The 23,172-nt window shown below is 73.5% G+C and carries 14 protein-coding genes; 11 read left to right on the top strand and 3 right to left on the bottom strand.

From position 1 onward, the window contains the following. Positions 1 to 25 precede the first annotated feature (25 nt). Positions 26 to 589, bottom strand: coding sequence for a 2'-5' RNA ligase family protein (locus ACQZ2A_RS09935; protein WP_430210233.1), 564 nt, complete (start codon positions 587 to 589; stop codon positions 26 to 28). Between the two features lie 210 nt (positions 590 to 799). On the opposite strand from ACQZ2A_RS09935, the gene ACQZ2A_RS09930 reads away from it, so the two are divergent. The 7 genes from ACQZ2A_RS09930 (at position 800) to ACQZ2A_RS09900 (ending at position 16,200) form a co-directional block, all read left to right on the top strand. Next, positions 800 to 2,332, top strand: a complete 1,533-nt coding sequence (locus ACQZ2A_RS09930) for an FHA domain-containing protein (protein WP_430210231.1) — start codon at positions 800 to 802, stop codon at positions 2,330 to 2,332. Further along, positions 2,329 to 3,789: a protein kinase domain-containing protein gene (locus ACQZ2A_RS09925; RefSeq protein ID WP_430210228.1), complete on the top strand. Its 1,461-nt coding sequence runs from the start codon at positions 2,329 to 2,331 to the stop codon at positions 3,787 to 3,789. The genes ACQZ2A_RS09930 and ACQZ2A_RS09925 overlap by 4 nt, the downstream gene beginning before the upstream one ends. Positions 3,790 to 3,817: 28 nt before the next feature. Beyond that, positions 3,818 to 4,516, top strand: a complete 699-nt coding sequence (locus ACQZ2A_RS09920; RefSeq protein ID WP_430210226.1) for a hypothetical protein — start codon at positions 3,818 to 3,820, stop codon at positions 4,514 to 4,516. 189 nt (positions 4,517 to 4,705) lie between these two features. Further along, entirely contained in the window at positions 4,706 to 11,029 is a 6,324-nt protein-coding gene (locus ACQZ2A_RS09915; RefSeq protein ID WP_430210224.1) for an Ig-like domain-containing protein, read from the top strand. A gap of 52 nt (positions 11,030 to 11,081) precedes the next feature. Continuing rightward, positions 11,082 to 12,053, top strand: coding sequence for an AAA family ATPase (locus tag ACQZ2A_RS09910; protein ID WP_430210222.1), 972 nt, complete (start codon positions 11,082 to 11,084; stop codon positions 12,051 to 12,053). Then, positions 12,050 to 13,666: a DUF58 domain-containing protein gene (locus tag ACQZ2A_RS09905; protein ID WP_430210220.1), complete on the top strand. Its 1,617-nt coding sequence runs from the start codon at positions 12,050 to 12,052 to the stop codon at positions 13,664 to 13,666. The genes ACQZ2A_RS09910 and ACQZ2A_RS09905 overlap by 4 nt, the downstream gene beginning before the upstream one ends. Further along, positions 13,663 to 16,200 carry a transglutaminaseTgpA domain-containing protein gene (locus ACQZ2A_RS09900; RefSeq protein WP_430210219.1) on the top strand — a complete coding sequence of 846 codons (2,538 nt, stop codon included), beginning with the start codon at positions 13,663 to 13,665 and terminating at the stop codon, positions 16,198 to 16,200. Before ACQZ2A_RS09905 ends, ACQZ2A_RS09900 begins: the two co-directional genes overlap by 4 nt. A 90-nt stretch (positions 16,201 to 16,290) precedes the next feature. Here the strand turns inward: ACQZ2A_RS09900 and ACQZ2A_RS09895 are convergent, their stop codons facing one another. Both ACQZ2A_RS09895 and ACQZ2A_RS09890 read right to left on the bottom strand, forming a co-directional pair. Then, a complete protein-coding gene (locus ACQZ2A_RS09895) occupies positions 16,291 to 17,382 on the bottom strand; it encodes an inositol-3-phosphate synthase (RefSeq protein WP_430210217.1) in 1,092 nt (363 codons plus the stop codon). A gap of 65 nt (positions 17,383 to 17,447) precedes the next feature. After that, a complete protein-coding gene (locus tag ACQZ2A_RS09890; protein ID WP_430210213.1) occupies positions 17,448 to 18,011 on the bottom strand; it encodes a PadR family transcriptional regulator in 564 nt (187 codons plus the stop codon). A gap of 547 nt (positions 18,012 to 18,558) precedes the next feature. On the opposite strand from ACQZ2A_RS09890, the gene ACQZ2A_RS09885 reads away from it, so the two are divergent. The 4 genes from ACQZ2A_RS09885 to ACQZ2A_RS09870 all read left to right on the top strand — a co-directional run bounded on the left by ACQZ2A_RS09885 (position 18,559) and on the right by ACQZ2A_RS09870 (position 23,143). Continuing rightward, a complete protein-coding gene (locus ACQZ2A_RS09885; protein WP_430210211.1) occupies positions 18,559 to 20,754 on the top strand; it encodes a transglycosylase domain-containing protein in 2,196 nt (731 codons plus the stop codon). Positions 20,755 to 20,899: 145 nt separating this feature from the next. Next, positions 20,900 to 22,195 carry a hypothetical protein gene (locus tag ACQZ2A_RS09880; RefSeq protein WP_430210209.1) on the top strand — a complete coding sequence of 432 codons (1,296 nt, stop codon included), beginning with the start codon at positions 20,900 to 20,902 and terminating at the stop codon, positions 22,193 to 22,195. Between the two features lie 31 nt (positions 22,196 to 22,226). Beyond that, complete coding sequence (gene rpsF, locus ACQZ2A_RS09875; protein ID WP_430210206.1) at positions 22,227 to 22,514, top strand: 30S ribosomal protein S6; 288 nt, start codon at positions 22,227 to 22,229, stop codon at positions 22,512 to 22,514. 44 nt (positions 22,515 to 22,558) lie between these two features. Further along, on the top strand, positions 22,559 to 23,143 hold the full coding sequence (locus tag ACQZ2A_RS09870; RefSeq protein WP_430210204.1) for a single-stranded DNA-binding protein: 585 nt from the start codon (positions 22,559 to 22,561) through the stop codon (positions 23,141 to 23,143). Positions 23,144 to 23,172 lie beyond the last annotated feature (29 nt).

Below are 23,172 nucleotides of genomic sequence, written 5' to 3'. Positions count from 1 at the left end.
TCCGCCGGCTGGGTCGGAGGCCGGGTCAGGGACGCAGGGGGACCGACTCCACGACCTCGAAGCCGCGGACGTTCTCCCCGGCGAAGCGCCGGCGGACCACCTCGACGGAGGTGATGTCCCACGGCTCGGTGCGGAAGCCCGCGAGCTCGCCGACGAGCCGCTCGATGAACCCCAGCCCGGTGTTCGCGGTGATCGTGCCGACGGACAGGCGAGGGAGGAAGGCGCGCCGGTCGAGGTAGAGCCCGTGCGCCTGGACCGCCGTCGGGAGGGTCCGGACGAGCGTGTTCAGCGCGTCGACGTCGCCGGCGACGCGGGCGCCGATGCTCGGGTCCTTCTCGGACTCCAGCGCCCAGGCGCCGTCGAGCCACACGTGCGGCGGCGCCATCCCCCGGGGCAACCCGTCACGGACGGCCCGGACGACGGAGGCGACCTCGGGGGTCGCCATGCTGCCGAGCCCGGCCACGCGCAGCAGCAGCTCGGAGCGGTGGAGGCCGTGGAACTCGTCGGGGCCGTACGGGACCCGCGAGACGACCTCGGCCAGGGCGTCGGCCACGCCGGGGGGCGGGACGAGGGCCAGGAACAGGATCACGTCGAGGACTCCGAGGTCGGGACGGGTGCGGGCGCAGACATTGTGGGCATGCCGTCGGCCGCATGCCACTCGGCCACGCGGAGGATGCGCCTCCCGTTACGCTGACCCCCTGACCGCACCCCTGCTCTCGGCCGGTGGCGCGGACGGTGCCCGGGGGAGGTGACCCGGCCGTCCCGAGCCCCCGCGGAGCCCGACCCGAGGAGCCCCGACGTGACCCGTGCGCGCACGACCGTGCACCCCGGCTGGATCGAGGTCGCGGGCGAGGGCGTCCTCGCGCTCGTCGAGGTGCCGGACCGGCACCGCGACGCCCTCGAGAACGCGGCGTCCGAGGGGATGCTGCCGCTGCTGGACCTGCTGTGCTCCCGCGGCCTGCTCGTGACGCCGGCCTTCGCGCTCGCGGCCGACCACGGCGACGGCGTGCGCGTGCTGCTGCGCGGCGCCGCCACCGCCACGACGCCCGACGGCACGCTCGTCGGGTCCGAGGACCGGCAGCCGTGGCGCGAGGTGGTCCTCGAGGTGGCCGGCGGCGACGTCGAGCTGTCGGCGGTCCTGCCCGAGCCCGAGGTCTCCCGGGGATGGCGCCGCCCGGCCCGGCTGACGGGTGCCGCGGCCACCGTCGCCCCCGAAGCCGACGTCCAACAATCGCCGAATGTGTCGATTGTTGACGCCCAGGACCAGCCCGACCCCGAGCCGGACGTCCACCAATCGCCGAATGTGTCAGTTCTTGACGCCTCCGAGCCCGAGTCCCAGGTTGCGCCCGAGCCCGAGCCCGAGCCCGAGCCCGAGCCCGAGCCGGAGCGCGAGCGACAAGAACTGCCGAATGTGTCACTTGTTGTCGCCGAGCCCGAGGCCGAGCTGGAGCCGGAGCCGGTCGTCGAGCCCGAGATCGTCGAGCCGGAGCCCGTGGCCGAGCCGGCGGCTCCGCCCGTCCCGGCCGACCTGACCCTGCCGCCGCCGGAGGACTCCCCCGGCAGCGCGCCGGTCGAGCGGGTGCCGCCGTCCCCGCCCCCGGACCGCTCGATCATCGACTCCGTGCCGTGGCGCACGGCCGGCGGGACCCCGATCGCCGCCGAGGCCCCCGCCGTGCCCGCCGCCGCTCCGGCTCCTCCTGCCGCCGCCCCCGCCGCCCCGGAGCCGACCCCGCCGCCGCCGGTCGAGCACACCGTCGCGCCCGACCCGGAGCCCGAGCCCGTGCCCGAGCCGGTGGCCGACGAGGTACCCGTCGTCGACGTCACGACGGCACGCGGCGCGCTGCCCCGCTCCGACGAGGACCTCGACCGCCCGGTCGTCCTCGCGGTGCTCTGCCCGGCGGGCCACCACTCGCCGCCGCACGCGGGCCGGTGCCGCACCTGCCAGCGCGAGATCCCGCCGCAGCAGCCGGCGCCCATCCCGCGCCCCCAGCTCGGGGTGCTGCGCATCTCCACCGGCGGGGTCGTGCCCCTCGACCGTGGGGTCCTGCTCGGCCGCGCGCCGCGCGTCAACGAGGAGCTCCCCGCCAACCAGCGCCCGCACCTCGTGCGCGTCGGCGGCGTCGACCGCGACATCAGCCGCAACCACGCCGAGGTCGTCCTCGAGGGCTGGCACGTCCTCGTCCGCGACCTCGGGTCGACGAACGGCACCACGGTGGCCCTGCCCGGCGAGGAGCCGGTGCGGCTGCGGCCCACCGAGGACCAGGGCATCGAGCCCGGCAGCGTCATCACCCTCGCCGACGAGGTCTCGCTCACCTACGAGGTCGAGGGATGAGCGCAGCCGACGCCCCGGTCATCCCGGGCCTGGAGTTCGTGCGCCCGCTCGGGTCGGGCGGGTACGCCGACGTCTACCTCTACGAGCAGCAGTCGCCACGGATGAACGTCGCGGTCAAGGTGCTCAAGCGCCAGGGCCTGACCGCCGCGATCCGCCGCCAGTTCGTCGACGAGGCGAACACGATGGCGCAGCTGGCCGACCACCCCTTCATCGTCCAGGTGTTCCGGTCCGAGCAGACGGCCGACGGCGGCGCGTACCTCGTCATGAAGTACTACCCGCCGCCGAACCTCGCCCAGCGGGCCAAGGCCGAGCGGCTCACCGTCGAGGAGGTGCTGCGCTCCGGCATCCAGCTGGCCAGCGCCGTCGAGACCGCGCACCGGGCGGGCATCATCCACCGCGACATCAAGCCGGCGAACGTCCTGGTCAGCCAGTACGGCCAGCCCGGGCTCACCGACTTCGGCATCGCCGGGCGGGGTGGGCACGCCGAGGACGTCGACGAGGACGTGGGCGTCTCGGTGCCGTGGTCCGCGCCCGAGGTCCTCTACGGCCAGTCCAACGGCGACTCGCGCAGCGACGTCTACTCGCTCGCCGCGACCCTCTGGCACCTGCTCGTGGGGCGCTCGCCGTTCGAGCAGCCGGGCGGCGACAACTCCGCGTACGCCCTGATGCCGCGCATCCGTGCCACGCCGGTGCCCACCACGGGGCGGGCCGACGTACCGGTCTCGCTCGAGCGGCTCCTCGCCCACGCGATGGCCAAGAGCCCGGACGCCCGTCCGCAGACCGCCCTCGAGCTCGCCCGCGGCCTGCAGGCCGTCGAGCGCGAGCAGCGGCTGCCGAGCACCTCGCTCGTGGTGCTCGACGAGCTGGGCCGCACCACGACAGCGGACGCCCCGGCCACGCGCGCCCCCGGGACCGAGGACCACGACCGCACCAGCGTGCGCGCGGTGTCGGTGCCGGACGCCCCCGCCCCCGTCCGGGCGCCGTCCGGCGCGGAGGTCGCGGACGACGAGGACGCGCCGGCGACCATCAGCGGGGGCGTGGTCCTCGGGGTGCTCGCCCTCCTCGTCGCCGTGACGGTCGGCGTCGTCGTCTGGGCCGTCAACCGTGGGGACGAGGAGCCCGAGCCCGTCGCGGTGCAGAGCACGGTGGCGCGCACCGCCGCCCCGAGCCGGGCCGTCGACTACCCGGAGCAGCCGGCCCTCGACGCCCGGTCCGCTGCCGGCTCGGTCACGTTCTCCTGGAACTACGTCGGCGCCGAGAAGGACGACTACTCGCGCCTGCGCGTGGCGCCGTCGGAGGGTGCGGTGGCCGACGCCGGCATCATCACCGTCCGGGACGGCCGGAAGTACACCGTCAAGGCGGCCGCCGGGAAGCCGGTCTGCGCGCAGGTCGAGGTGTCGCGCAAGTCGGGCATCTACTCGCCGCGCTCGCCGATCCGCTGCGAGACGGCAGGATGACGGAACCGTTGGGAGAGAGGGGTACCCGGTGGGCGTGACCATCGAGTTCTGCGGCGAGGAGTTCGTCGCTCCGGAGGACCGACCGCTGACCATCGGTCGGGTGGCCGACGTCGAGGTCGACGACAACCCGTACCTGCACCGGGTCTTCCTGCAGGTGCACCACGAGCACGGGCTGTGGTGGCTGACCAACGTCGGCTCGACCCTCACGGCGACGGTGGCCGACACCAAGGGGCTGTTCCAGGCCTGGCTCTCGCCCGGCGCGCGGATCCCGCTGGCCCTCGAGGCCTTCACGGTCTGGTTCACCGCCGGCCCGACCACGTACGACTTCGACATCGTCGTCGACGACACCCCGTTCGTGTCGGTCGAGACGGCGGCCGAGCTCGAGCCCGAGGACGGCAGCGGCCAGACCACGGTCGGTCGGGTGTCGATGACGCCGGACCAGAAGCTGCTGGTCGTCGCGCTCTGCGAGTCCTTCCTGCGCACCACGTACGCCGGCGGCGGGCAGATCCCGTCCTCCGCCGAGGCCGCCGAACGGCTGGGCTGGACGGTCACCAAGTTCAACCGCAAGCTCGACAACGTCTGTCAGAAGCTCGCCGACGCCGGCACCCGCGGGCTGCACGGTGGCCCGGGCAAGCTCGCGAGCAACCGCAAGTCGCGCCTCGTCGAGCACGCCCTCTCCACCCGGATGGTCACCGAGGTCGACCTGCGGCTCCTCCCGGACGCCTGATCCGACGGCCCTGCTCGAGGCTGCACCTGGGTAGTCCTCCCCATGGCCCTGGAGCCCGGGTCGGGCCATCCTGCTGAACAGTGACCACCGCGCGGTTACGCTGGAGCGGCGTGCCCGGCGGGGGAGCCGGGACGGGGTCCCTGACGACGAGGAGCTGATGTGACACGGGTCGGTGCCGCGCGCGCTCGCGTGGCGAGGAACCGCGCGCGACGCCGCACCGCCGGCACCGTCGTCGTGTCCCTCGTCGCCGCAGGGCTCGGCTACGCCGCGGTCGCCAGCGACGGGACCAGGGTGCACGAGACCGACCTCAACGACGCCGGCGTCTGGGTGAGCTCGGCGCAGCAGGCCAAGTTCGCCCGGGCGAACGTGCCGATCGGCCAGCTCGACACGGGCGTGGCCACCGATGCCTCCTCGGGCGCGGGGCTCGACGTCCTCCAGGACGGCGCGGTCGTCCTCGGCCTGGACACCGGGACCGGTGAGCTCTTCCCCCTCGACCCGCGCACCTCGACCGCGGGCGACCCCGCGGCGAGCGTCGCGGCGGTCAAGGGGACGGGCGGCCGCTACGCGCCCCGGCCCGTCGACCTGCGAGGCGGCACCCTGGCCCTGCTCGACCCGGCGACCGGCAAGGTCTACGCGCAGCGCGTCGACCCGAAGGCCGGGACGCAGAGCCTGCCCGACGTCGCGGTCGGCGCCAAGCCGGTGGCGACGGTGGGGAAGAGCGCCGCGATCGCGGTCGGTACCGACGGGGTGGTGCACGTCGTCTCGGGGGCCGACGGCAAGGTCACGAGCATCGCACCGACGCCGGCGGCAGGGTTCGCCGCGCCCGTGGTCGTGCCCACCCGGCTGCGCTCCACCCTCCCCGACGTCACGGCGGTGGGTCGCCAGTGGGTGGCCTACGACGCGGCCACCGACCGCGTCTTCACGGCCGAGAAGCCCGACGGGGTCGATGCTCAGGTGACCGTGGACGGCGAGCGGATGGCGGCGCTGCAGCAGCCGGGCCCGGCCGCCGAGACGGTGGCGGTGCAGTCCGAGGCGCGGGCGGTGCAGGTGCCGCTGGACGGTGGGGTCAGCCCGGGCGGGGTGCTGGTGGGGGAGCGGGTGAACCGGGTTCCGGGGGCGACGCTCGTCTCGCGTCCGGTGGTGCTGGGCGGCTGCCTGCACGCCGCGTGGGCGGAGCAGAACCGGGTGTTCTACGGGGCGAACTGCGGCCGCACCGGTGACGAGCCGACGGCGACGTTGCCGGCCGACGGGGAGCAGCCGACCCGCGACGGTGTGGCGCTGCGGGTGAACCGTGGTCTGGTGGTGCTCAACGACCTCGACAACGGCGGCGTCTGGGACCTCGAGGACAAGCCGACCAAGATCGACAACTGGGACGCGCTGACGCCGCCGGTGCGCCAGGACGACAAGAACAAGAAGAAGGACGAGAACCTCGTCGACGAGGCCAGCGCCGACCAGCCGCCGAAGGCGGTCGACGACCCGCTGCAGGTCCGGCCCGGGCGCACGAGCAAGCTGCACGTGCTCGACAACGACACCGACGTCGCGGGCTCGGTGCTGGCCATCGACCAGCGCGACGTCACCGCGCCCTCGCTGGACGGCGTCACCGCTACCGTGTCGGCCGACGGCCAGGCCATCGACGTCTCGGTGCCCGCGCGGACCGAGAACAAGACCTTCGAGTTCAGCTACAAGGTCAACAACGGCAAGGCCACCTCGAAGGAGTCGGCCAAGGTCAGCGTCCGCATCGTCCCGGACAGCGTGAACTCCGCCCCGAAGCTGCGCCAGGGCGGCTCCGCGCTCGCGGCGCAGGTCTACCCGGTCATCGCCGGCAAGCGGCTGTCGGTCCCGGTGCTCGCCGACTGGCGCGACCCCGAGAGCGACGTCCTCGCCGCCCGGGCCGACGTCGAGGGCGGCGTGGTCGACGGCCAGGGGCGGGTCACGCTGACTGCACCGGTCGAGGAGGGGCGCCAGCCGGTCGGCTACGTCGTCACCGACGGCCGCGGCGGCAGCACCCAGGGTTCGGTCAACGCCCAGGTCGTCTCCCCCTCGGGGGACTCGAAGTTCGTCGCACCCCGCACCCAGCCCGATGCCGTGCGCGGCGTCGTGGGCAAGCCGCTGCAGGTCGAGCCGCTGGGCAACGACATCGCCGGGGCCGACCCGGGCGAGCCCGATGCCACGCTGCGGCTGCGTTCCGAGGTCCGACCCGTCGGCCCGCTGCAGGTCGACACCGACCTCGCCACCGGCCAGGTCACGGTCACCGGGTCCGCCCCCGGAACGTACGAGCTGTCCTACTCGGCCACCACCGGGGCCGGCGCGGCGCCGGGACGCATCCGGGTCGACCTCACCGCCCCGCCCGAGGGCGCGCCCCCGGTCGCCGTCCCGGACACCGCGACCCTGCACGACCAGGCCCCGACGATCGTCGACGTCCTGGCCAACGACTACTCGCCCCGGGGCGACGTCCTCGTCACGGCGGCGACCGAGCCGGGCACCGACTCCTCGTGGATCCGCCCGTCGATCTACCAGGGTCGCTGGGTGCGCATCGAGGCACTCACGTCGGCCGGCGGCGGGGACGCGGGTCGCCGGGGGACGGTCCGCTACACCGTCAGCGACGGCACGCAGCGCACGTCCGGCGAGGTCGAGGTCCTCCAGCAGGGCGCCCTCACCGACACCCTGCCCCTGGTGCAGGACGACAAGGCGGTGGTCCGCGAGGGCGACACCGTCTCGGTCCCGGTCCTCGACAACGACACGATGGCCGACGGCATCCCGCTGCGCCTCGACCCCGCCAGCGTCAAGGTGATCAGCAAGGGCGACGCGCAGCGGGCCTTCGCCTCCGGCAACGTGATCCGGTACGTCCCCGAGGCGACCGGCTTGCGGGCCGAGAAGTTCGTCACCGTCGAGTACGCCGCCTACGCCGACGGGATGAAGGAGCGCGCCCAGACGGCGCGGGTGCGCATCCAGGTCACGCCGCTGCCGAACGCCCAGCGCATCAACCAGGTCCCGGTCGCGCGCAGCTTCACCGCCACCGTGACCGCCGGCGACCCGATCACGATGACCGTCCCGACGTTCGGGGTGGACCCGGACGGCGACTCGGTCACCGTCACCGGCGTCGTCGGGGCGGACGGCAAGGCCGTCGACCTCACGCACGGCCGCGTCGTCGGCATCGGGCCGAACACCATCCGCTACGAGGCGTTCCCGCTGGCCGCCGGCACCGAGGTCATCACCTACGAGGTCCGCGACCGCTTCGGCGCCACCAGCCGGGCCGCGGTCCGGGTCGGGGTGGTCCAGCCGGGCGACCCGCAGCCGCCGGTCGCCGTGCCCGACGAGGTCTTCGCCGCCCCCGGCAAGACCGTCACCGTCAAGCCGCTCACCAACGACCTCATCGCGCGCGGCGACGTCGTCGAGGTGCAGACCGAGGGGCTGAACCCGGCGGACCGGTTGAAGGAGTGGCGGATCGACGAGGACAACGTCGTCCAGACCACGGTCCCCGCCGACACCACCGCGCTGCACCAGATCGTCTACGGCATCAGCGACGGCCTCTTCGACCCGAGCCGGGCGACCATCCTCGTCCGGGCGGTCAAGGGCTACCTCAACCCTCCGGTCGCCGTCGACGACGTCGCGGCGCCCAAGCCGGGGGAGACCAGCACGCTGGTCGACGTCCTCGCCAACGACTCCGACGTCGACTCCGACCCCGCGACCCTGAAGGTCGTCGACGTCCTGGCGCCCGGGGCCACGGTCGAGGACGGCCGCGTCCGGGTGCCGATCCTCGACCACCCGTCCTCGGTGCCCTACGTCATCGAGGACGAGGACGGCCTGCGGGCGATGGCCGTGGTCAACGTGCCCACGGGTGCCAACGGCCAGCCCTTCGTGGTCGCGGGCAAGCTGGTCGAGATGGACCCCGACTCGACGAAGACGGTGTCGCTGAACGACTTCGTGCGCTCGCCGCGGGACCGTGTCGTCTCCGTGACGACCGCCGACACGCTCAGCGCCTCGCCGGCCGAGAACCTCTCCGTCGCGATGACCGACAACAGGACCCTCGAGCTCACCTCGTCCAACGGGTACGTCGGCCCGGCCGCCCTGATGGTCGAGGTCACCGACCAGACCGAGGTGGGGCAGAAGGAGTTCGGCACCGCCTACGTCTCGATCCCCGTGCAGGTCGGCCCCAAGGTGCCGTTGCTCCGGTGCCCCGACGGTGCGGTCACCCTGCTCGCCGGCGGCCTCGACCGCACCGTCGACATCCCGACCTTCTGCCACGCGTGGCTCCCGGTCGGCATGTCCTTCGACGACGTCGAGTTCGAGACCCGGTGGGAGACGGAGGCCGACGCGTCGCTGCGCACCGACGGCCAGGGCAACCGCCGCCTCACCCTGTCCGCCGACGCCGACGCCACGACCTCGGACGGCCGCCTCGCGGTCTCCTCCCCGGGGATGGCCGCGCCGTCCGCCATCAACGTCAAGGTGCTCGGTGGCGAGGCACAGCCGCCGGCGCGCCTGCGCCCGATCAGCGTCACCGGACTCGAGGAGGGCCAGTCCCGCCAGGTCGACGTCTCGTCCTACCTCGACTCGCCGCTGCGGGACCCCCGGTGCACCCTCACCGGCGCGAGCATCGAGTCGGGAACCGGGTTGAGCGCCAAGGTCTCCGGCTGCGTCCTCACGTTGACCGCGGGCGAGAAGCCGTCGCAGACAGCGTCGGTCTCGATCACGGTGAGCGACGGCCCGAACCGCTCGACGACCGGTCGGGTGTCGGTGACGCTCCTCGGGCGGCCCGGCCAGCCCCGGCAGGTCCAGGCCGTCGCCGACCGTGACGCCGGCGGCCAGGCGCGGGTCTCGTGGCTGCCCCCCACGTACGACGGCGGCTCGGTCGTCACCTCGTACGTCGTCCGCTGGACCGGCGGCTCCTCGGGCCAGGTCACCTGCACCGCCAGCCCCTGCACGGTCACCGGGCTGACCAACGGGCAGGACTACCGGTTCACCGTCGCGGGCGTGAACGGCATCGGCGAGGGCGACCCGTCGGAGCCGAGCGGTGCGGTGCGCCCGGACACCCTGCCCCAGGCGGTCACCGGCGTGCGGATGGTCCCGCCGCGCGGCGACGGCGCCCTGACCATCGCGTGGGACCAGCCGCAGAACGAGGGCAGCGCCCTGCGCCGGTACGTGGTGCGGCTGATCTCCTCCACCGGGCAGACCAAGACCCAGACCGTGGCGGCCCCGTCGACCCAGACCACCGTCGCCGGCCTCGACAACATGGCCGAGCAGTCGGTGCAGGTGCAGGCGTGGAACGAGCTCGGCGCCGGACCGTTCGGTCCGGCGGTGACGATGCAGTCCGCCGGCACCCCGGCGGCGCTGCCGGCCCCGGGCATCACGGCCAGCGGTCCCGGCCCGGCGCAGGACAGCGCGACGCTGAACGTCACCTGGCAGCAGGGCTCGCCCAACGGCCCGCCCACCACGAAGTACACGCTCTACCAGCGGGTCGGCGGTGGCGGCTGGACCAAGGTCACCGACACCTCACCCTCGCAGCAGTACGCCAACGTCGTCATCCCCTACGACGGACGCACCTACGAGTACACCGCGACCCTGACCAACGGCGCGGGCCTGGAGTCACCGCAGTCGAACTCCTCGTCGTTCACCTCGGTGGGCCAGCCCAGCAACCCGTCGGTCAGCGTGTCGACCCCTCGCGCGGACCAGTCGATCGACGTCGCCGTGGCCGTCGGCCAGCCGCGCGCCGGTGGCTTCAGCGCGATCCGGTGGTCCGCCAGCGACGGCCGCAACGGCTCCCACGCGTGCGGGTGTACGCCGGGCACGACCGTGTCGTTCGGCATCCCCAACTTCGACACCAGCCCGACCCGCAACGTCACGATCACCGCGTGGACCGTGAACTCCGGAGGGAGCGAGTCCAACCGCGCGAACGACTCGGCGACCCCGTTCGGCGACACCCTGACGCCCACCGGCATGACCGGGAACAACAACGGGACGACGGGTGCGACGTGGTCGTGGAACCTGCCGGAGAACGGCCGGCCCATCGACCAGGTCGAGATCCGCGGCGCCGACCGGGGCACGTTCGGGGGCAACAAGACCCAGCACACCGTGAACACGGGGCCGGGATCGCACACCCTCGAAGTGCGGGCGCACTCCGATGCCGGCTGGTCCGGGTGGGCCTCGGCGACCGTCAACGTGCCGAACCCGACCCCCGAGGTCTACAACGTGCGCAAGGGGCCGGGGTACTCGCCGCCCAACGCCGTGGGGTCGTGCGCCTCGAGCCCGTGCCCGCGCGTCTACTTCGACGTGCGCAACTTCCCCGGTGGCTCGCGCTGGAGCGTGAGCGTCGTCAGCCGCTCGGCCGGGACCGTCGACTCCTCGGTCACCTTCACCGTCAGCCCCGACGGGACCGGCTCGTCGGCCAGCACGACCGGCACCTCCAACTACCCGTCGACCGGCGTCGTCATCGCCGACGGCAACGGTCCCGTGTTCGTCCGCCTCTGCCCACGCGGCGGCGGTACCTGCCGCGAGTCCGCGCCCGTCGCGTGGTGACCGTCGCCGCGCACCACACCCCACAAGCCCTGCCACGGAAGGAAACCCCCGCATGACCGTCTCGCCCGACCAGGCCGCCTGGTTCTCCCAGACGTTCTCCGCCATGGTCGCCAACGTCGACAAGGCGGTGCTCGGCAAGGAGCACGTCATCCGGCTCGCCCTCACCTGCATGCTCTCCGAGGGGCACCTGCTCCTCGAGGACTTCCCCGGCACCGGCAAGACCCAGCTCGCGCGGGCGATGGCCGGCACCGTCAAGGGCACGAACTCGCGCATCCAGTTCACCCCCGACCTGCTGCCGAGCGACGTCACCGGCGTGACGATCTACGACCCCAACAGCAAGCAGTTCGAGTTCCACCAGGGCCCGATCTTCGCGACCATCGTCCTCGCCGACGAGATCAACCGCGCCTCGCCGAAGACGCAGTCGGCGCTGCTCGAGGTCATGGAGGAGGGCCACGTCACCGTCGACAAGACGCGGCACAGCGTCGGTGAGCCGTTCATGGTCATCGCGACCCAGAACCCCATCGAGCAGGCCGGCACCTACCGGCTGCCCGAGGCCCAGCTCGACCGCTTCCTCATGAAGACGACGCTCGGCTACCCCGACCACGACGCGACCGTGCGGGTCCTGCGCGACGCCGCCACCCGTGACCGCACCAAGGCCCTCGAGCCCGTCGTCACCTCGCAGGTCGTCACCGACATGGCCGAGCTCGCCGACGAGGTGCACGTCGACGACGCGATCCTCGACTACGTCTCGCGGCTCGCGGAGGAGACCCGGCGCCACGTGAGCATCCGGCTCGGCCTCTCGGTGCGTGGCTGCCTCGCGTTCGTCCGCTGCGCCAAGACCTGGGCGATCAGCCAGGGCCGCGACCACGTCGTCCCCGACGACGTGAAGATGCTCGCCCAGCCGGTGCTCAACCACCGCCTGCTCGTCACCGCCGAGGCCCAGTTCGCCGGCATCACCGTCGCGCAGGTCATCGACCAGATCCTCGCCGAGGTGGCGCCGCCCACGGAGCGCGTCCCCGCATGAGTGACCCCACCGGGCTCCCCGACGAGGCCGAGTCGACCGTCCGTCGCTCGGACCTCACCCCGCCCCCCGCCGCCCGCGGCGGGGGCGGTGGCCCGCGTCCGGTGGACGCCGACGAGCGCACGAGCGCACGGTCCTCGCGACGCGGCGGCGCCGACGCCAAGGAGCGCCAGCAGCCCAAGGCGCCCCGGACCGCGCGGCGCAAGGGCCCGCGCGGCCCGCGGATCAGCCTGCCCCGGCTGCGCACCACCGGCCCCGGCCGCGATGACCGTCCGGACGCCCCGCGCGCCCGCACCGCCACCCGGGGGCGCACCCGCGCCGACGGCAACACCCGCACCATCACCCTGCCGCGGGTCCAGGTGCCGAGCGCGCTCACCGACACCGGCGCGCGCATCCTCGTCCTCACCGGCAGCCGGATCCGACCCATCGCCGAGCAGACCCGGCCGGTCTGGCACCCCGTCGTCGAGGTGCTGCGCTGGGTCTCGGCGCTCGGGTGGACCGTGCTGGCCGTCGGCCTCGTCGCGTGGTGGCTGACCTCCCGCTTCGCCTGGGCCGAGCTCGGGATGGTCGCCGCGGCCTGCCTGGTCCTCGTCCTCGCGTGCGTCCTGCTGGCCCTGGACCGCGCGAAGGTCCGCATACGTGCCGACGTCGAGCCGGCCCGCGTCACGGTCGGCGACCCCGCCACCGGCCGGGTGGCGGTGACCAACGGCTCGAAGCGCGGCATGCTCCCGCTGCTCGTCGAGCTGCCGGTCGGCGAGACCGCGGCCCGCTTCACGCTCCCCGCGCTGGCCTCCGGGCGCACGCACGAGGAGCTGTTCGTCGTCCCCACCCACCGGCGAGGCGTCGTGCCCGTGGGTCCGGCCACCACCGTGCACGGCGACCCGCTCGGCCTCGTCCGCCGGACGGTCGAGTGGACCGAGCGCACCGAGCTCTACGTGCACCCGCGCACCATCAGCCTCGACAGCCTGGGCGCCGGACTGCTCCGCGACCTCGAGGGCGAGGTCACGCCGGACCTGTCGATGTCCGACCTCGCCTTCCACGCCCTGCGCGAGTACCAGCCCGGTGACGACCGCCGGTACGTGCACTGGCGCTCGTCGGCCAAGCACGGCCGGCTCCTCGTGCGCCAGTTCCTCGACACCCGGCGCTCGCACCTCGCGGTGGTCGTGGACACCACGCCCGAGGTGTACACGGCCGACGAGGACGGCGTCGAGCTCGGCATCTCCTGCGCGGCCTCGCTCGCCGTCCGCTCGATCCTCGACGAGCAGGACACCACGGTCGTCTGCCACGGCGAGACGGCATCGCGGACCACCGCCCCCCTGACCCTGGACTCCCTCTCGCGCGCCCAGGTCGGGGACCTCGACCTCTACGCCTCCGTCGGGGAGGCCTCGGCGCTGGCCCCGGACGCGAGCATCGCCGTGCTCGTCACCGGTGTCGACCGGCCCTTCATCCAGGTGCAGCGCACCCTCGACCAGTTCGAGCCCGAGGTGGTCAAGGTCGCCCTCGTCGTCGACCCGGAGGTCCCCGTCGGGGTCCGCCGCCTCGGGTCGATCGTCATCCTCCACGTCCGCGAGCTCACCGACCTGCGGCGGGTCCTCTTCTCCGGAGCCCTAACATGAGCGCCAACGCACCCGCCGGCCAGCCGGCACCCCCCAGCCTCGCCACCGCACTGCGCGGCGGCTCGGCCCGTCGCCGCCGGCCGCGCGACCCGGAGGCCCCGAGCGCCCTGCTCCGGGCCCTGCCGGACCGCGACGCGCTCGTCGACATCGGCTTCGCGGCGGTCCTCGTGAGCATCGCCCTCGTCGGGATGCGCACCGGCTTCCTCGGCACCGAGTGGGTCGTCGCGGCCTGGGCCGGGATGGTCCTCGGCCTGCTGGTCGGCCACCTCGCCGGCGTCTTCCGGTGGATGGCCCTGACCACCTTCCTCGTCCTGGCGGCCGCCTACTTCCTGCTCGGCGGGCCGCTCGCTGTGCGGGACAACCTCATCGGTGGCGTGATCCCCACGCCGCAGACCTTCGTCGACCTCGCCACGTGGGCGGTCCTCGGGTGGAAGAAGTGGCTGACGCTGCTGCCGCCCGTCGACGCCCGCGGCGGGGTCGTCGCGCTGCCCTGGCTCGCCGGGCTGCTCGGCGGCGCCCTGACCCTCGGCATCGCCCGCCGCTGGGCCAGCGTGCCGCTGACGGCGCTCGCGCCGCTGGCTCTGCTCGCGGCCTCCATCGCCTTCGGCACCGAGGAGCCGGCCGCGCGCCTCGTCCAGGGTGTCGGCTTCGCCGCCGTGCTCGTGGCCTGGCTCGTCGTGCGGGCCCAGCGCACCCGCCCGCCGGTGCAGAACGGCGCCGGCCGGGGAGTGCGGCTCGCCACCGGCGCGGGGCTCGTCGTCATCGCCCTCCTCGCGGGTGCCTTCGCGTCCCCCGCCCTGCCCGGCACGTCGCAGGACGCGCGCCGCGAGGTGGTGCGGACCCGGCTGGTCCCGCCCCTCGACGTCTCGCAGTTCGCGAGCCCGCTGCCCGGGTTCCGGCGCTACACCGAGCCCAACGACGCCAAGCTCTACGACGAGACCGTGCTGAAGGTCACCGGTGCGCCGGCCGGCACCCCGGTCCGCTTCGCCACCCTCGACCGCTACGACGGCCTCGTCTGGGGCGCCGCCGACCGCAGCGCCGACGGCGTGCCGTTCCAGCAGGTCGGCTCGCGCATCGCCGCCGCGGAGGACGGCCGGCGCGTCGACGTCGAGGTCACCGTCCCGGACGGCGGCTACGCGGGCAACTGGCTCCCGACCGTCGGTGACCCGACCCGCATCGAGTTCACCGGCCCCCGCGCCGAGGACCTCGCCTCCGCCCTCTGGCTCAACACCGAGACCGACACCGCCGTCGTCCCCGCGGGCCTGCTCGGCGGGGAGACCTACTCGATGACCGCCGTGCTGCCGCCGCGTCCGGCCACCTCGCTGCCGGAGGAGCTCGACGTCGCGGCCGGTGCCTCGACCGGCGTCGACACCGACTTCCTCGACTCACGCATCGACGCGTGGACCTCGCGGGCCGAGGGGGGCTCGTGGTCGAAGCTGCGGGCCTTCGCGACCGCGATGCGCACCGAGGGCACCTACACCGACGGCGGCACCCCGAACAGCTTCGAGAAGGTCTACCTCCCGGGGCACGCCGTCTCCCGGCTCAGCCGCTTCGTCGGGTCCTCCAAGCTCGCCGGCAACGACGAGCAGTACGCCGCGACCCTGGCCCTCGTCGGCCAGCGCCTCGGCATCCCCTCGCGGGTCGTCATGGGCGGTGTGCCGCAGGCCGACGGCAGCGTGCGCGGCAAGGACGTCCACGCCTGGGTGGAGGTGCAGCTGGGCAACGGGTCCTGGTACCCCCTCGGCGCCTCGACGTTCGTGCCGAGCCGCGACAAGACGCCGAGCGAGCAGCAGCTGAAGACCGAGGAGCAGAAGGTCGGTGCCCAGGTGCCGCCGCCGGCCGGTGTCAGCCCGCCGTCGGTGCTCCAGGGCCCGGACCAGGCGCAGAACGCCACCGACCTCGCCAAGCGCAAGAAGAACCCGTTCGACGTCACCGCCTGGCCGCTCTGGCTGCAGGTGCTCGCGGGCCTGGTCCTGCTCGTCCTGCTCGCCGCCGGCTACGTCGCGCTGGTGCGCTTCCTCAAGGCGCGGCGCCGGCGCAAGCACGCCTCCCTCGGGCCGGTGCCCGGTCGGGCGGCGTGGGTGTGGCGCGACCTCGTCGCCGAGTCCCGCTCGCTCGGTGTCGCCGTGCCGCGCGGGGTCACCCGGCGCGAGCAGGCGCACGGCATCGACGCGGCCGTGGCGCTGCGCCCCGCCGCTGGAACCGAGCCGGACACCCCTGGCGCGGAGGCGCACCCGGCGTCCCCGGCGTCCGAGCAGGTGTCGGTCAGCGAGGTCGCGGCGTCCGTCGACGCCGTCGTCTTCGGGCCCGGCGAGGGCGACCCCGAGGCGACGACCGCGCTGCACGCCCAGGCCGAGGCGGCGCGCAGGACGATGCGCTCGGGTCTGAGCCGGTGGGCGCGGCTGCGCTCGGACGCCGACCCGCGCCCGCTCCTCGTCCGGCGCGAGCGCACGTCACCGGCCGGACCCTGGTGGCGCCGCGTGCGCCTGCCGAGCCTGCCGCGGCGCCGAGGCAGCGACCCGACCCCCGCCTGACCCCTGCTTCCCGGAGTCGAGTGCGGAAGTGGTCGCCGGGGCAGCCACTTCCGCACTCGACCCCGTCGGCGTGCGGAAGGGTGCTGAGGCTCAGCGCTCCTCGTCGCCCGCGATGAACGCCTCGAGGCGGGCGCGGCCGACCTCGTCGGGGCGCTGCTCCGGCGGGGACTTCATGAGGTAGGACGAGGCCGACAGCAGGGCGCCGCCGATGCCGCGGTCCTTGGCGATCTTGGCCGCGCGGATGGCGTCGATGATGATGCCGGCCGAGTTCGGGGAGTCCCAGACCTCGAGCTTGTACTCGAGGTTGAGCGGCACGTCGCCGAACGCGCGACCCTCGAGGCGCACGTAGGCCCACTTGCGGTCGTCGAGCCACGCGACGTAGTCGGACGGGCCGATGTGGACGTTGCGGTCCTCGGTCTTGCCGGCCAGCGCGCCCGTGAGGTTCGAGGTGACGGCCTGGGTCTTGGAGATCTTCTTGGACTCCAGGCGCTCGCGCTCGAGCATGTTCTTGAAGTCCATGTTGCCGCCGACGTTCAGCTGGTACGTGCGGTCGAGCTGCACGCCGCGGTCCTCGAAGAGCTTGGCCATGACGCGGTGCGTGATCGTCGCGCCGACCTGGGACTTGATGTCGTCGCCGATGACCGGCACGCCGGCGGCCTCGAACTTCGCAGCCCACTCGGGGTCGGAGGCGATGAAGACCGGGAGGGCGTTGACGAACGCGACGCCGGCGTCGATGGCGCACTGGGCGTAGAACTTGTCCGCCTGCTCCGAGCCCACGGGCAGGTAGGAGACGAGGACGTCGACCTTCGCGTCGCGCAGGGCGGCGACGACGTCGACCGGCTCGGCGCCGGACTCGTCGATCGTCTGGCGGTAGTACTTGCCGAGGCCGTCGAGGGTGTGGCCGCGCTGGACCGTGACTCCGGTGGTGGGGACGTCGGCGATCCTGATGGTGTTGTTCTCGGAGGCGTTGATGGCCTCGGCGAGGTCCTTGCCGACCTTCTTGTCGTCGACGTCGAACGCGGCGACGAACTCGACGTCGCGCACGTGGTACTCGCCGAAGGCGACGTGCATCAGGCCGGGGACGGTCGAGGCCGGGTCGGCGTCACGGTAGTAGTGGACGCCCTGGACGAGCGAGGACGCGCAGTTGCCGACGCCGACGACGGCGACGCGGATGGAACCCATGGGCTTGCTCCTGATCGGGTGGGATGGACGGGACGGGCGGGACCCGGCGTGGGGACGCCGGGCTCCTACGGCTGGGGGCCGGGGTCGGTGGGGTGGCGCCGTTCGGCGTCGATGAGCTCGGTGAGCCAGCGGACCTCGCGCTCGGTCTGCTCCTCGCCGTGCTGCTGGAGGGCCGCGGTATAGGTGTCGAGGCGCTCGCGCCGGCGGACCGAGCGCTCGCGCACGCGGGCGAGGTCGTCCTCGAGGCGGCTGCGGCGACCCTCGAGGATGCGCAGCCGCACCTCGCTCTCGGTGCGGGCGAAGAACGCGAACCGGACGTCGAAGGCCTCGTCCTCGTACGCCGAGGAGTCGGTGCGGGCGACGAGGTCGGCGAAGTGCTCCTTGCCGGAGGCGGTCAGCTCGTAGACCACCCGCGGTCGCTTGCCGGTGCGTCCGGGGTCGGCGGCCTCGGCGATGAGCCCGCGGCCGAGCAGCGACTTCAGCGCCGGGTAGAGCGTGCCGTAGGACAGGGCGCGGAACGGGCCGAGCGCCTCGTTGAGCCGGCGGCGCAGGTCGTAGCCGTGGGTCGGACCCTCGTGGAGCAGGCCGAGCACGGCGAACTCGAGGAGGTGGGCGCGGCGTGGGACCACGGCGAACCTCCTGCACGATCGGGGGGGACCCGAGGTGACAAACTCGGACCTTGTCACCTCGACGCTAACATAGATATATCGGAGCGATACATCGCATCCGTGCCGCTGCCCCCGTGGCCCCATGGGTATCGGGTCACCCGATACGGCCGCGGTTCACCCGAGAACCGTTCCGGGGGGAAGCGGGGCCGACCCTGGTCACCCGATACGGCCGCGGTGCACGCGGGAACCGTTCCGCCGGTGGGGAGTGCGGCCGGTGTCCGGCTGCGGGGCCGGGCAGTCGCCGCATCGCCGGGGTGCTGTGGCACCCCGGCGGGGCATCCGGACCCCGGCGAGACATCGGGACCCCGGTGAGGCATCCGAACCGCGGCCACGACGGGGGCGCGACGAGGGCGCGACCCTCGGCCTGTGGGGCGCGCGGTCGGGTGGTCGGGGAGTGTGGAGACCTCGGGGGAGGTTCGTGCGCATTTGGGTTTTTCCCAGACGGCGTCGTCATACTGGCCGATGGGTGCGCTCGCACCCGGCCCCCGTCCCCTGCCCCCGGAAGACCATGTCGCAGCGAAAGCCCCGTACCCGCGCCGAGGCCAAGGCCCGAGCCTCCCGACCCGCCGGGAAGGCCGCGGCCCCCCGTTCGCGCGGCCGGAAGTGGCTGCGCCGCGGGATGTGGACCGCGCTGGTCCTCTTCGTCCTCGGGGTCGCCGGGTTCGGTGTCGCCTACGCGATGACCGACATCCCGAAGCCGAACGAGATGGTCAACGCCCAGACGAGCATCGTCTACTACTCCGACGGCAAGACCGAGCTCGCGCGGCTCTCGGACGAGGGCGGCAACCGGGTGTCGGTGCCCCTGGACAAGATCAGCCCGAACATGCAGCACGCGATCCTCGCGGCCGAGGACCGGGACTTCTACCAGAACAGCGGCATCAGCCCCACGGGCATCGCGCGCGCCGTCTGGGTCGCCGTGAAGGGTGGGCAGGCCACCCAGGGCGGCTCGACCATCACCCAGCAGTACGTGAAGAACTACTTCCTCACCCAGGACCGCACGGTCACCCGCAAGGCCAAGGAGATCCTCATCTCCTTGAAGATCGACAAGCAGCAGTCCAAGGACGAGATCCTCACCAACTACCTCAACACCATCTACTACGGGCGCGGTGCGTACGGCATCGAGACCGCCGCCCAGGCCTACTTCGGCCCCAAGGCCCACGCCAGCAACCTCACCCCGGCCCAGTCGGCCCTGCTCGCCTCGATCATCCGCGGGCCCTCGCTCTACGACCCGACGATGGGCGACACGCAGCGCAAGAACGCCGAGACGCGCAGCGCCTACATCCTCGACGCGATGGTCGCCAAGAAGTGGCTCTCGCCCGAGGACCGCGCCAAGGCCGAGTTCCCGAAGGTCATCGAGTACAAGCCCAAGGCGCTCGGCGGCACCGGCGGCTACGTCGTCGACCTGATCCGCAAGGAGCTCGTCACCAAGTACAAGCTGCCCGAGGCCGACATCTCGCGCGGCGGTCTGCGCATCGTCTCCACCATCGACCGGAAGAAGCAGGCGGCGGCGGTCGAGGCGATCAAGGACGAGCGGCCGCAGGAGAAGGACATCCACGGCGGCCTGGTGTCGATCGTGCCGGGCAACGGGGCGGTCGTCGCGCTCTACGGCGGCGAGGACTTCGCCAAGCGGCAGCTGAACAACGCCACCCAGGCCAAGATGCAGGCCGGCTCGACGTTCAAGATCTTCACCCTCATCGCGGCGCTGCAGTCCGAGAAGGTCAGCACCCGGACGCGCTTCCCCGGCTACAGCCCGCAGTACTTCGAGGAGTTCGCCGACCCGGGCGCCTCCAACGAGAACTCGCGCCGCGGCCGGGTGAAGAACTTCGGGGACGAGTCCTTCGGTGACATCGACCTGCTCAAGGCGACGAAGAACTCGGTGAACACCGTCTACGCCAAGCTCAACATCGAGGCCGGGCCCGAGAACACGATGAAGGCCGCCCAGGACGCCGGCGTGCGCTCCAAGCTCGAGCCGAACATGGCCGACGTCCTCGGCACCGACTACGTGACGGTGATGGACATGGCCAACGCCTACGCCACGATCGCCGCGCAGGGCGTGCGGGCCGAGCCGTACCTCGTCAAGCAGGTGAAGTTCGCCGACCCCACCATCCCGACCATCAAGGCCGAGCCCAAGACCCAGCAGGTCTTCGACAAGCCGCTGATGTCCGACGTCATCGACGCGATGCAGCAGCCCGTCGAGGGCGGCACGGCCCGGTACGTCGGTGAGAACCTCGGGCGTCCCGCGGCCGGCAAGACCGGCACCTCCGAGAGCTTCCGCTCGGCCTGGTTCGACGGCTACGTGCCCCAGCTGGCCACCGCCGTCGGGCTCTACCGCAGCAACTCCAAGGGCAAGGAGCTGTCGATGGAGGACCTGCCGAGCTCGGGGTCCATCACCGGCGGCACCTTCCCGACCCGCATCTGGACCGAGTACATGAAGGCCGCCCTCGACGGCAGCAAGGTCGTCGACTTCCCGGAGCCGGCGCACATCAACGAGGACGCCGACCCGCCGCCGCTGCCGACCACCACGCGTCCGCCGTCGACCACCTCGGCCCCCCCGACGACCTCGGCCCCGCCGAGCTCGAGCGCGCCGCCGTCCCCGAGCGCCCCCGCGAGCCCCTCGCCCTCGAACCCGCTGCCGACGCTGCCCACCGCCCCGCCGAGCTCGCCGGCCGCGCAGCCCACCGGCGTGCGGCCGGGCACCGGCTGACCGGTCCCGCCCCGCACCGGTGCCGACGGCCCCCGTCCATGACCCGCGCCTCCCCGACCGGCTGCTGACGGTCCTCGGGGGGTCGCGTGGTGCCCGGGCCCCGCGGCCTCCGCAGGGTCCGAGCGGCCTGGCCCGGCTGGCGCCGGTGGTCCTGCTGCTCGGGCTGCCGCTGGTCGTCGCCGCGCTGCGCCAGGCGGCCTGCGCCGGAACCGGGTGGGAGGGGCGGGCGCCGCTCTGGAGGCAGTGCGGCTCACCGCTGTTCGCCTCGCTCGTCGACGACGGGGCAGGGCGCGGGCTCGTCGCGTTCCTGCGCGGCGGCACCGACCTGGACGTCCCGGTGCTGCGGGGTGTCGTCACCTCCGGCCTGGCATCGCTGGCCCCGGGCGGTGGCCTCGCCGGGCAGCGCTGGGTCCTCGTGCTGTGGATGCTCCTCGCCGCCGTGCTGCTCGTCGGGCTCGTCCTCGCGGTGGGTACCGCCGCCGGCCACCCACTGGCCGACCCGGTCGCGCTCGCGCTCTCGCCGGTGCTGGCGCTGACCGTCCTGCTGTCGGTCGAGCTCGTGCCCCTCACCCTGGCCGTCGTCGCCGTGTGGGCCTGGGGCCGGGGGCGGGTCGTGCTCGCGGGAGTGCTCGCCGGAGTCTCGGTGCTCGGGGGCCCGCTGCCCCTGCTCGTGCTCCTCGCGATGGCCCTCGTGCCGCCCCGCGGGGTCGAGGACGCCGTGCGGCGGATGCTCGTCACCGTGGGGGTGACGCTGCTGGTCCTCGTCGGCCCGGTCGCGGCCCTCGACCTCGGGCTGCTGCTGCGGCCGGTGCAGGCCTGGCTGTCGGACGGCGCCGGCCCCGGCGCGCCGTGGTTCGTCCCGGCCCTGGCGCAGCACCCGCTGGGGGCGCCGGTCGTGGCGGGGTTCGCCACGTCCGGGATGCTCGTGGCGGCCGCGCTGGCCGTCGTCGTCTCGCGCCGCTCGCCGCGCCCCCCGGTCGCCGACGTCGTGCTCGTGGGGCTGGTCGTCGCGATGCTCACCGCGCCGGCGCTGCCTCCGCTCGTCGCGCTCTGGCTCGTCCCGTTCGTCGCGCTCGCGGGCGTGCCGTGGCGGGACCACCTCGTCTGGGCCGGGGCCGAGGTCGTGCACGCCGTCGCGCTCTTCACCTGGCTCGGCGCGGCCACCGACCCCGGCCACGGCCTGCCCGCCGGGTGGTACGCCACCGCGCTCGCGCTGCGCCTCGTGGCGCTCGGGCGGATCGGGTGGGTCGTCTGGGCCCGGGCCACCTGGGGGGTCCCGGCCTCCGCGCCGACCGCACCCTCCCCGGCGGGGGCGGCCGCGAGTTGGGGGCATCCGCCGACGACGGGTACGCTGGGACGGTTGCCCATCGAGCACCCTGTGGACATCTCGACCGGGGGTGTGGGCGACACCGCATACCCTCCTGTCACGGAGAGACCGTGACCGCTTGAGACCGAAGGAGGCGGGTTAGCGCATGCGTCAGTACGAACTCATGGTCATCCTCGACCCCGAGCTCGACGACCGGACCGTCCAGCCCTCGCTGGAGAAGTTCCTCAAGGTCATCACCACCGACGGCGGGTCCGTCGACACGATCGACATCTGGGGCCGTCGTCGGCTCGCGTACGAGATCAAGAAGAAGGCCGAGGGCATCTACGCCGTCGTCAACTTCACCTCCGAGCCGGCCACGGCCAAGGAGCTCGACCGCCAGCTCGGCCTCAACGAGTCGGTCATGCGGACCAAGCTCCTGCGCCCCGGCGCCTGAGCCCTCCGTCACCAGCAGACGACCACTCCGAAGGGACCCCCGTCATGGCAGGCGACACCGTCATCACCGTCATCGGCAACCTCACCGCCGACCCCGAGCTCCGCTTCACCCCCTCGGGTGCGGCGGTCGCCAACTTCACCGTGGCCTCCACTCCTCGCCAGTTCGACCGGCAGAGCAACGAGTGGAAGGACGGCGAGACCCTCTTCATGCGCTGCTCCATCTGGCGTGACGCGGCCGAGAACGTGGCCGAGTCCCTCCACCGGGGCACGCGCGTCGTCGTCACGGGCCGGCTGAAGTCGCGCTCGTACGACACCAAGGAGGGCGAGAAGCGCACCGTCATGGAGCTCGAGGTCGACGAGGTCGGCCCCTCGCTCCGCTACGCCTCCGCGAAGGTCACCAAGGCCGAGCGCGGCGGTGGCGGCGGTGGCGGCTTCGGCGGCGGTGGCGGCGGCTTCCAGCAGCAGAACGACCCGTGGGCCACCGGTGGCTCCGCCCCCCAGCAGGGTGGCGGCGGCCAGCAGGGCGGCTGGGGCGGTGGCCAGCAGGCCCCGCAGCAGCAGCCGCAGCAGGGTGGTCAGCAGGGCGGCGGCTGGGGCCAGGCGCCGAGCTACGACGAGCCCCCCTTCTGAGCCGTCGGTCCGCCGACGACTCGCACCAC

This window comes from Phycicoccus avicenniae (assembly GCF_050496545.1).
Lineage (GTDB): Bacteria > Actinomycetota > Actinomycetes > Actinomycetales > Dermatophilaceae > Phycicoccus > Phycicoccus avicenniae_A.
Note: the sequence above shows the minus strand (reverse complement) of the source record. Positions and strands in the feature narration are given on the sequence as shown.

What these genes read in the sequence shown, in the direction of transcription:
- ACQZ2A_RS09885 (WP_430210211.1), top strand. Translation starts at nt 18,559, where the DNA reads ATGTCGCAGCGAAAGCCCCGTACCCGCGCCGAGGCCAAGGCCCGAGCC.
- rpsF (WP_430210206.1), top strand. Translation starts at nt 22,227, where the DNA reads ATGCGTCAGTACGAACTCATGGTCATCCTCGACCCCGAGCTCGACGAC.
- ACQZ2A_RS09870 (WP_430210204.1), top strand. Translation starts at nt 22,559, where the DNA reads ATGGCAGGCGACACCGTCATCACCGTCATCGGCAACCTCACCGCCGAC.
- ACQZ2A_RS09900 (WP_430210219.1), top strand. Translation starts at nt 13,663, where the DNA reads ATGAGCGCCAACGCACCCGCCGGCCAGCCGGCACCCCCCAGCCTCGCC.
- ACQZ2A_RS09925 (WP_430210228.1), top strand. Translation starts at nt 2,329, where the DNA reads ATGAGCGCAGCCGACGCCCCGGTCATCCCGGGCCTGGAGTTCGTGCGC.
- ACQZ2A_RS09905 (WP_430210220.1), top strand. Translation starts at nt 12,050, where the DNA reads ATGAGTGACCCCACCGGGCTCCCCGACGAGGCCGAGTCGACCGTCCGT.
- ACQZ2A_RS09910 (WP_430210222.1), top strand. Translation starts at nt 11,082, where the DNA reads ATGACCGTCTCGCCCGACCAGGCCGCCTGGTTCTCCCAGACGTTCTCC.
- ACQZ2A_RS09895 (WP_430210217.1), bottom strand. Translation starts at nt 17,382, where the DNA reads ATGGGTTCCATCCGCGTCGCCGTCGTCGGCGTCGGCAACTGCGCGTCC.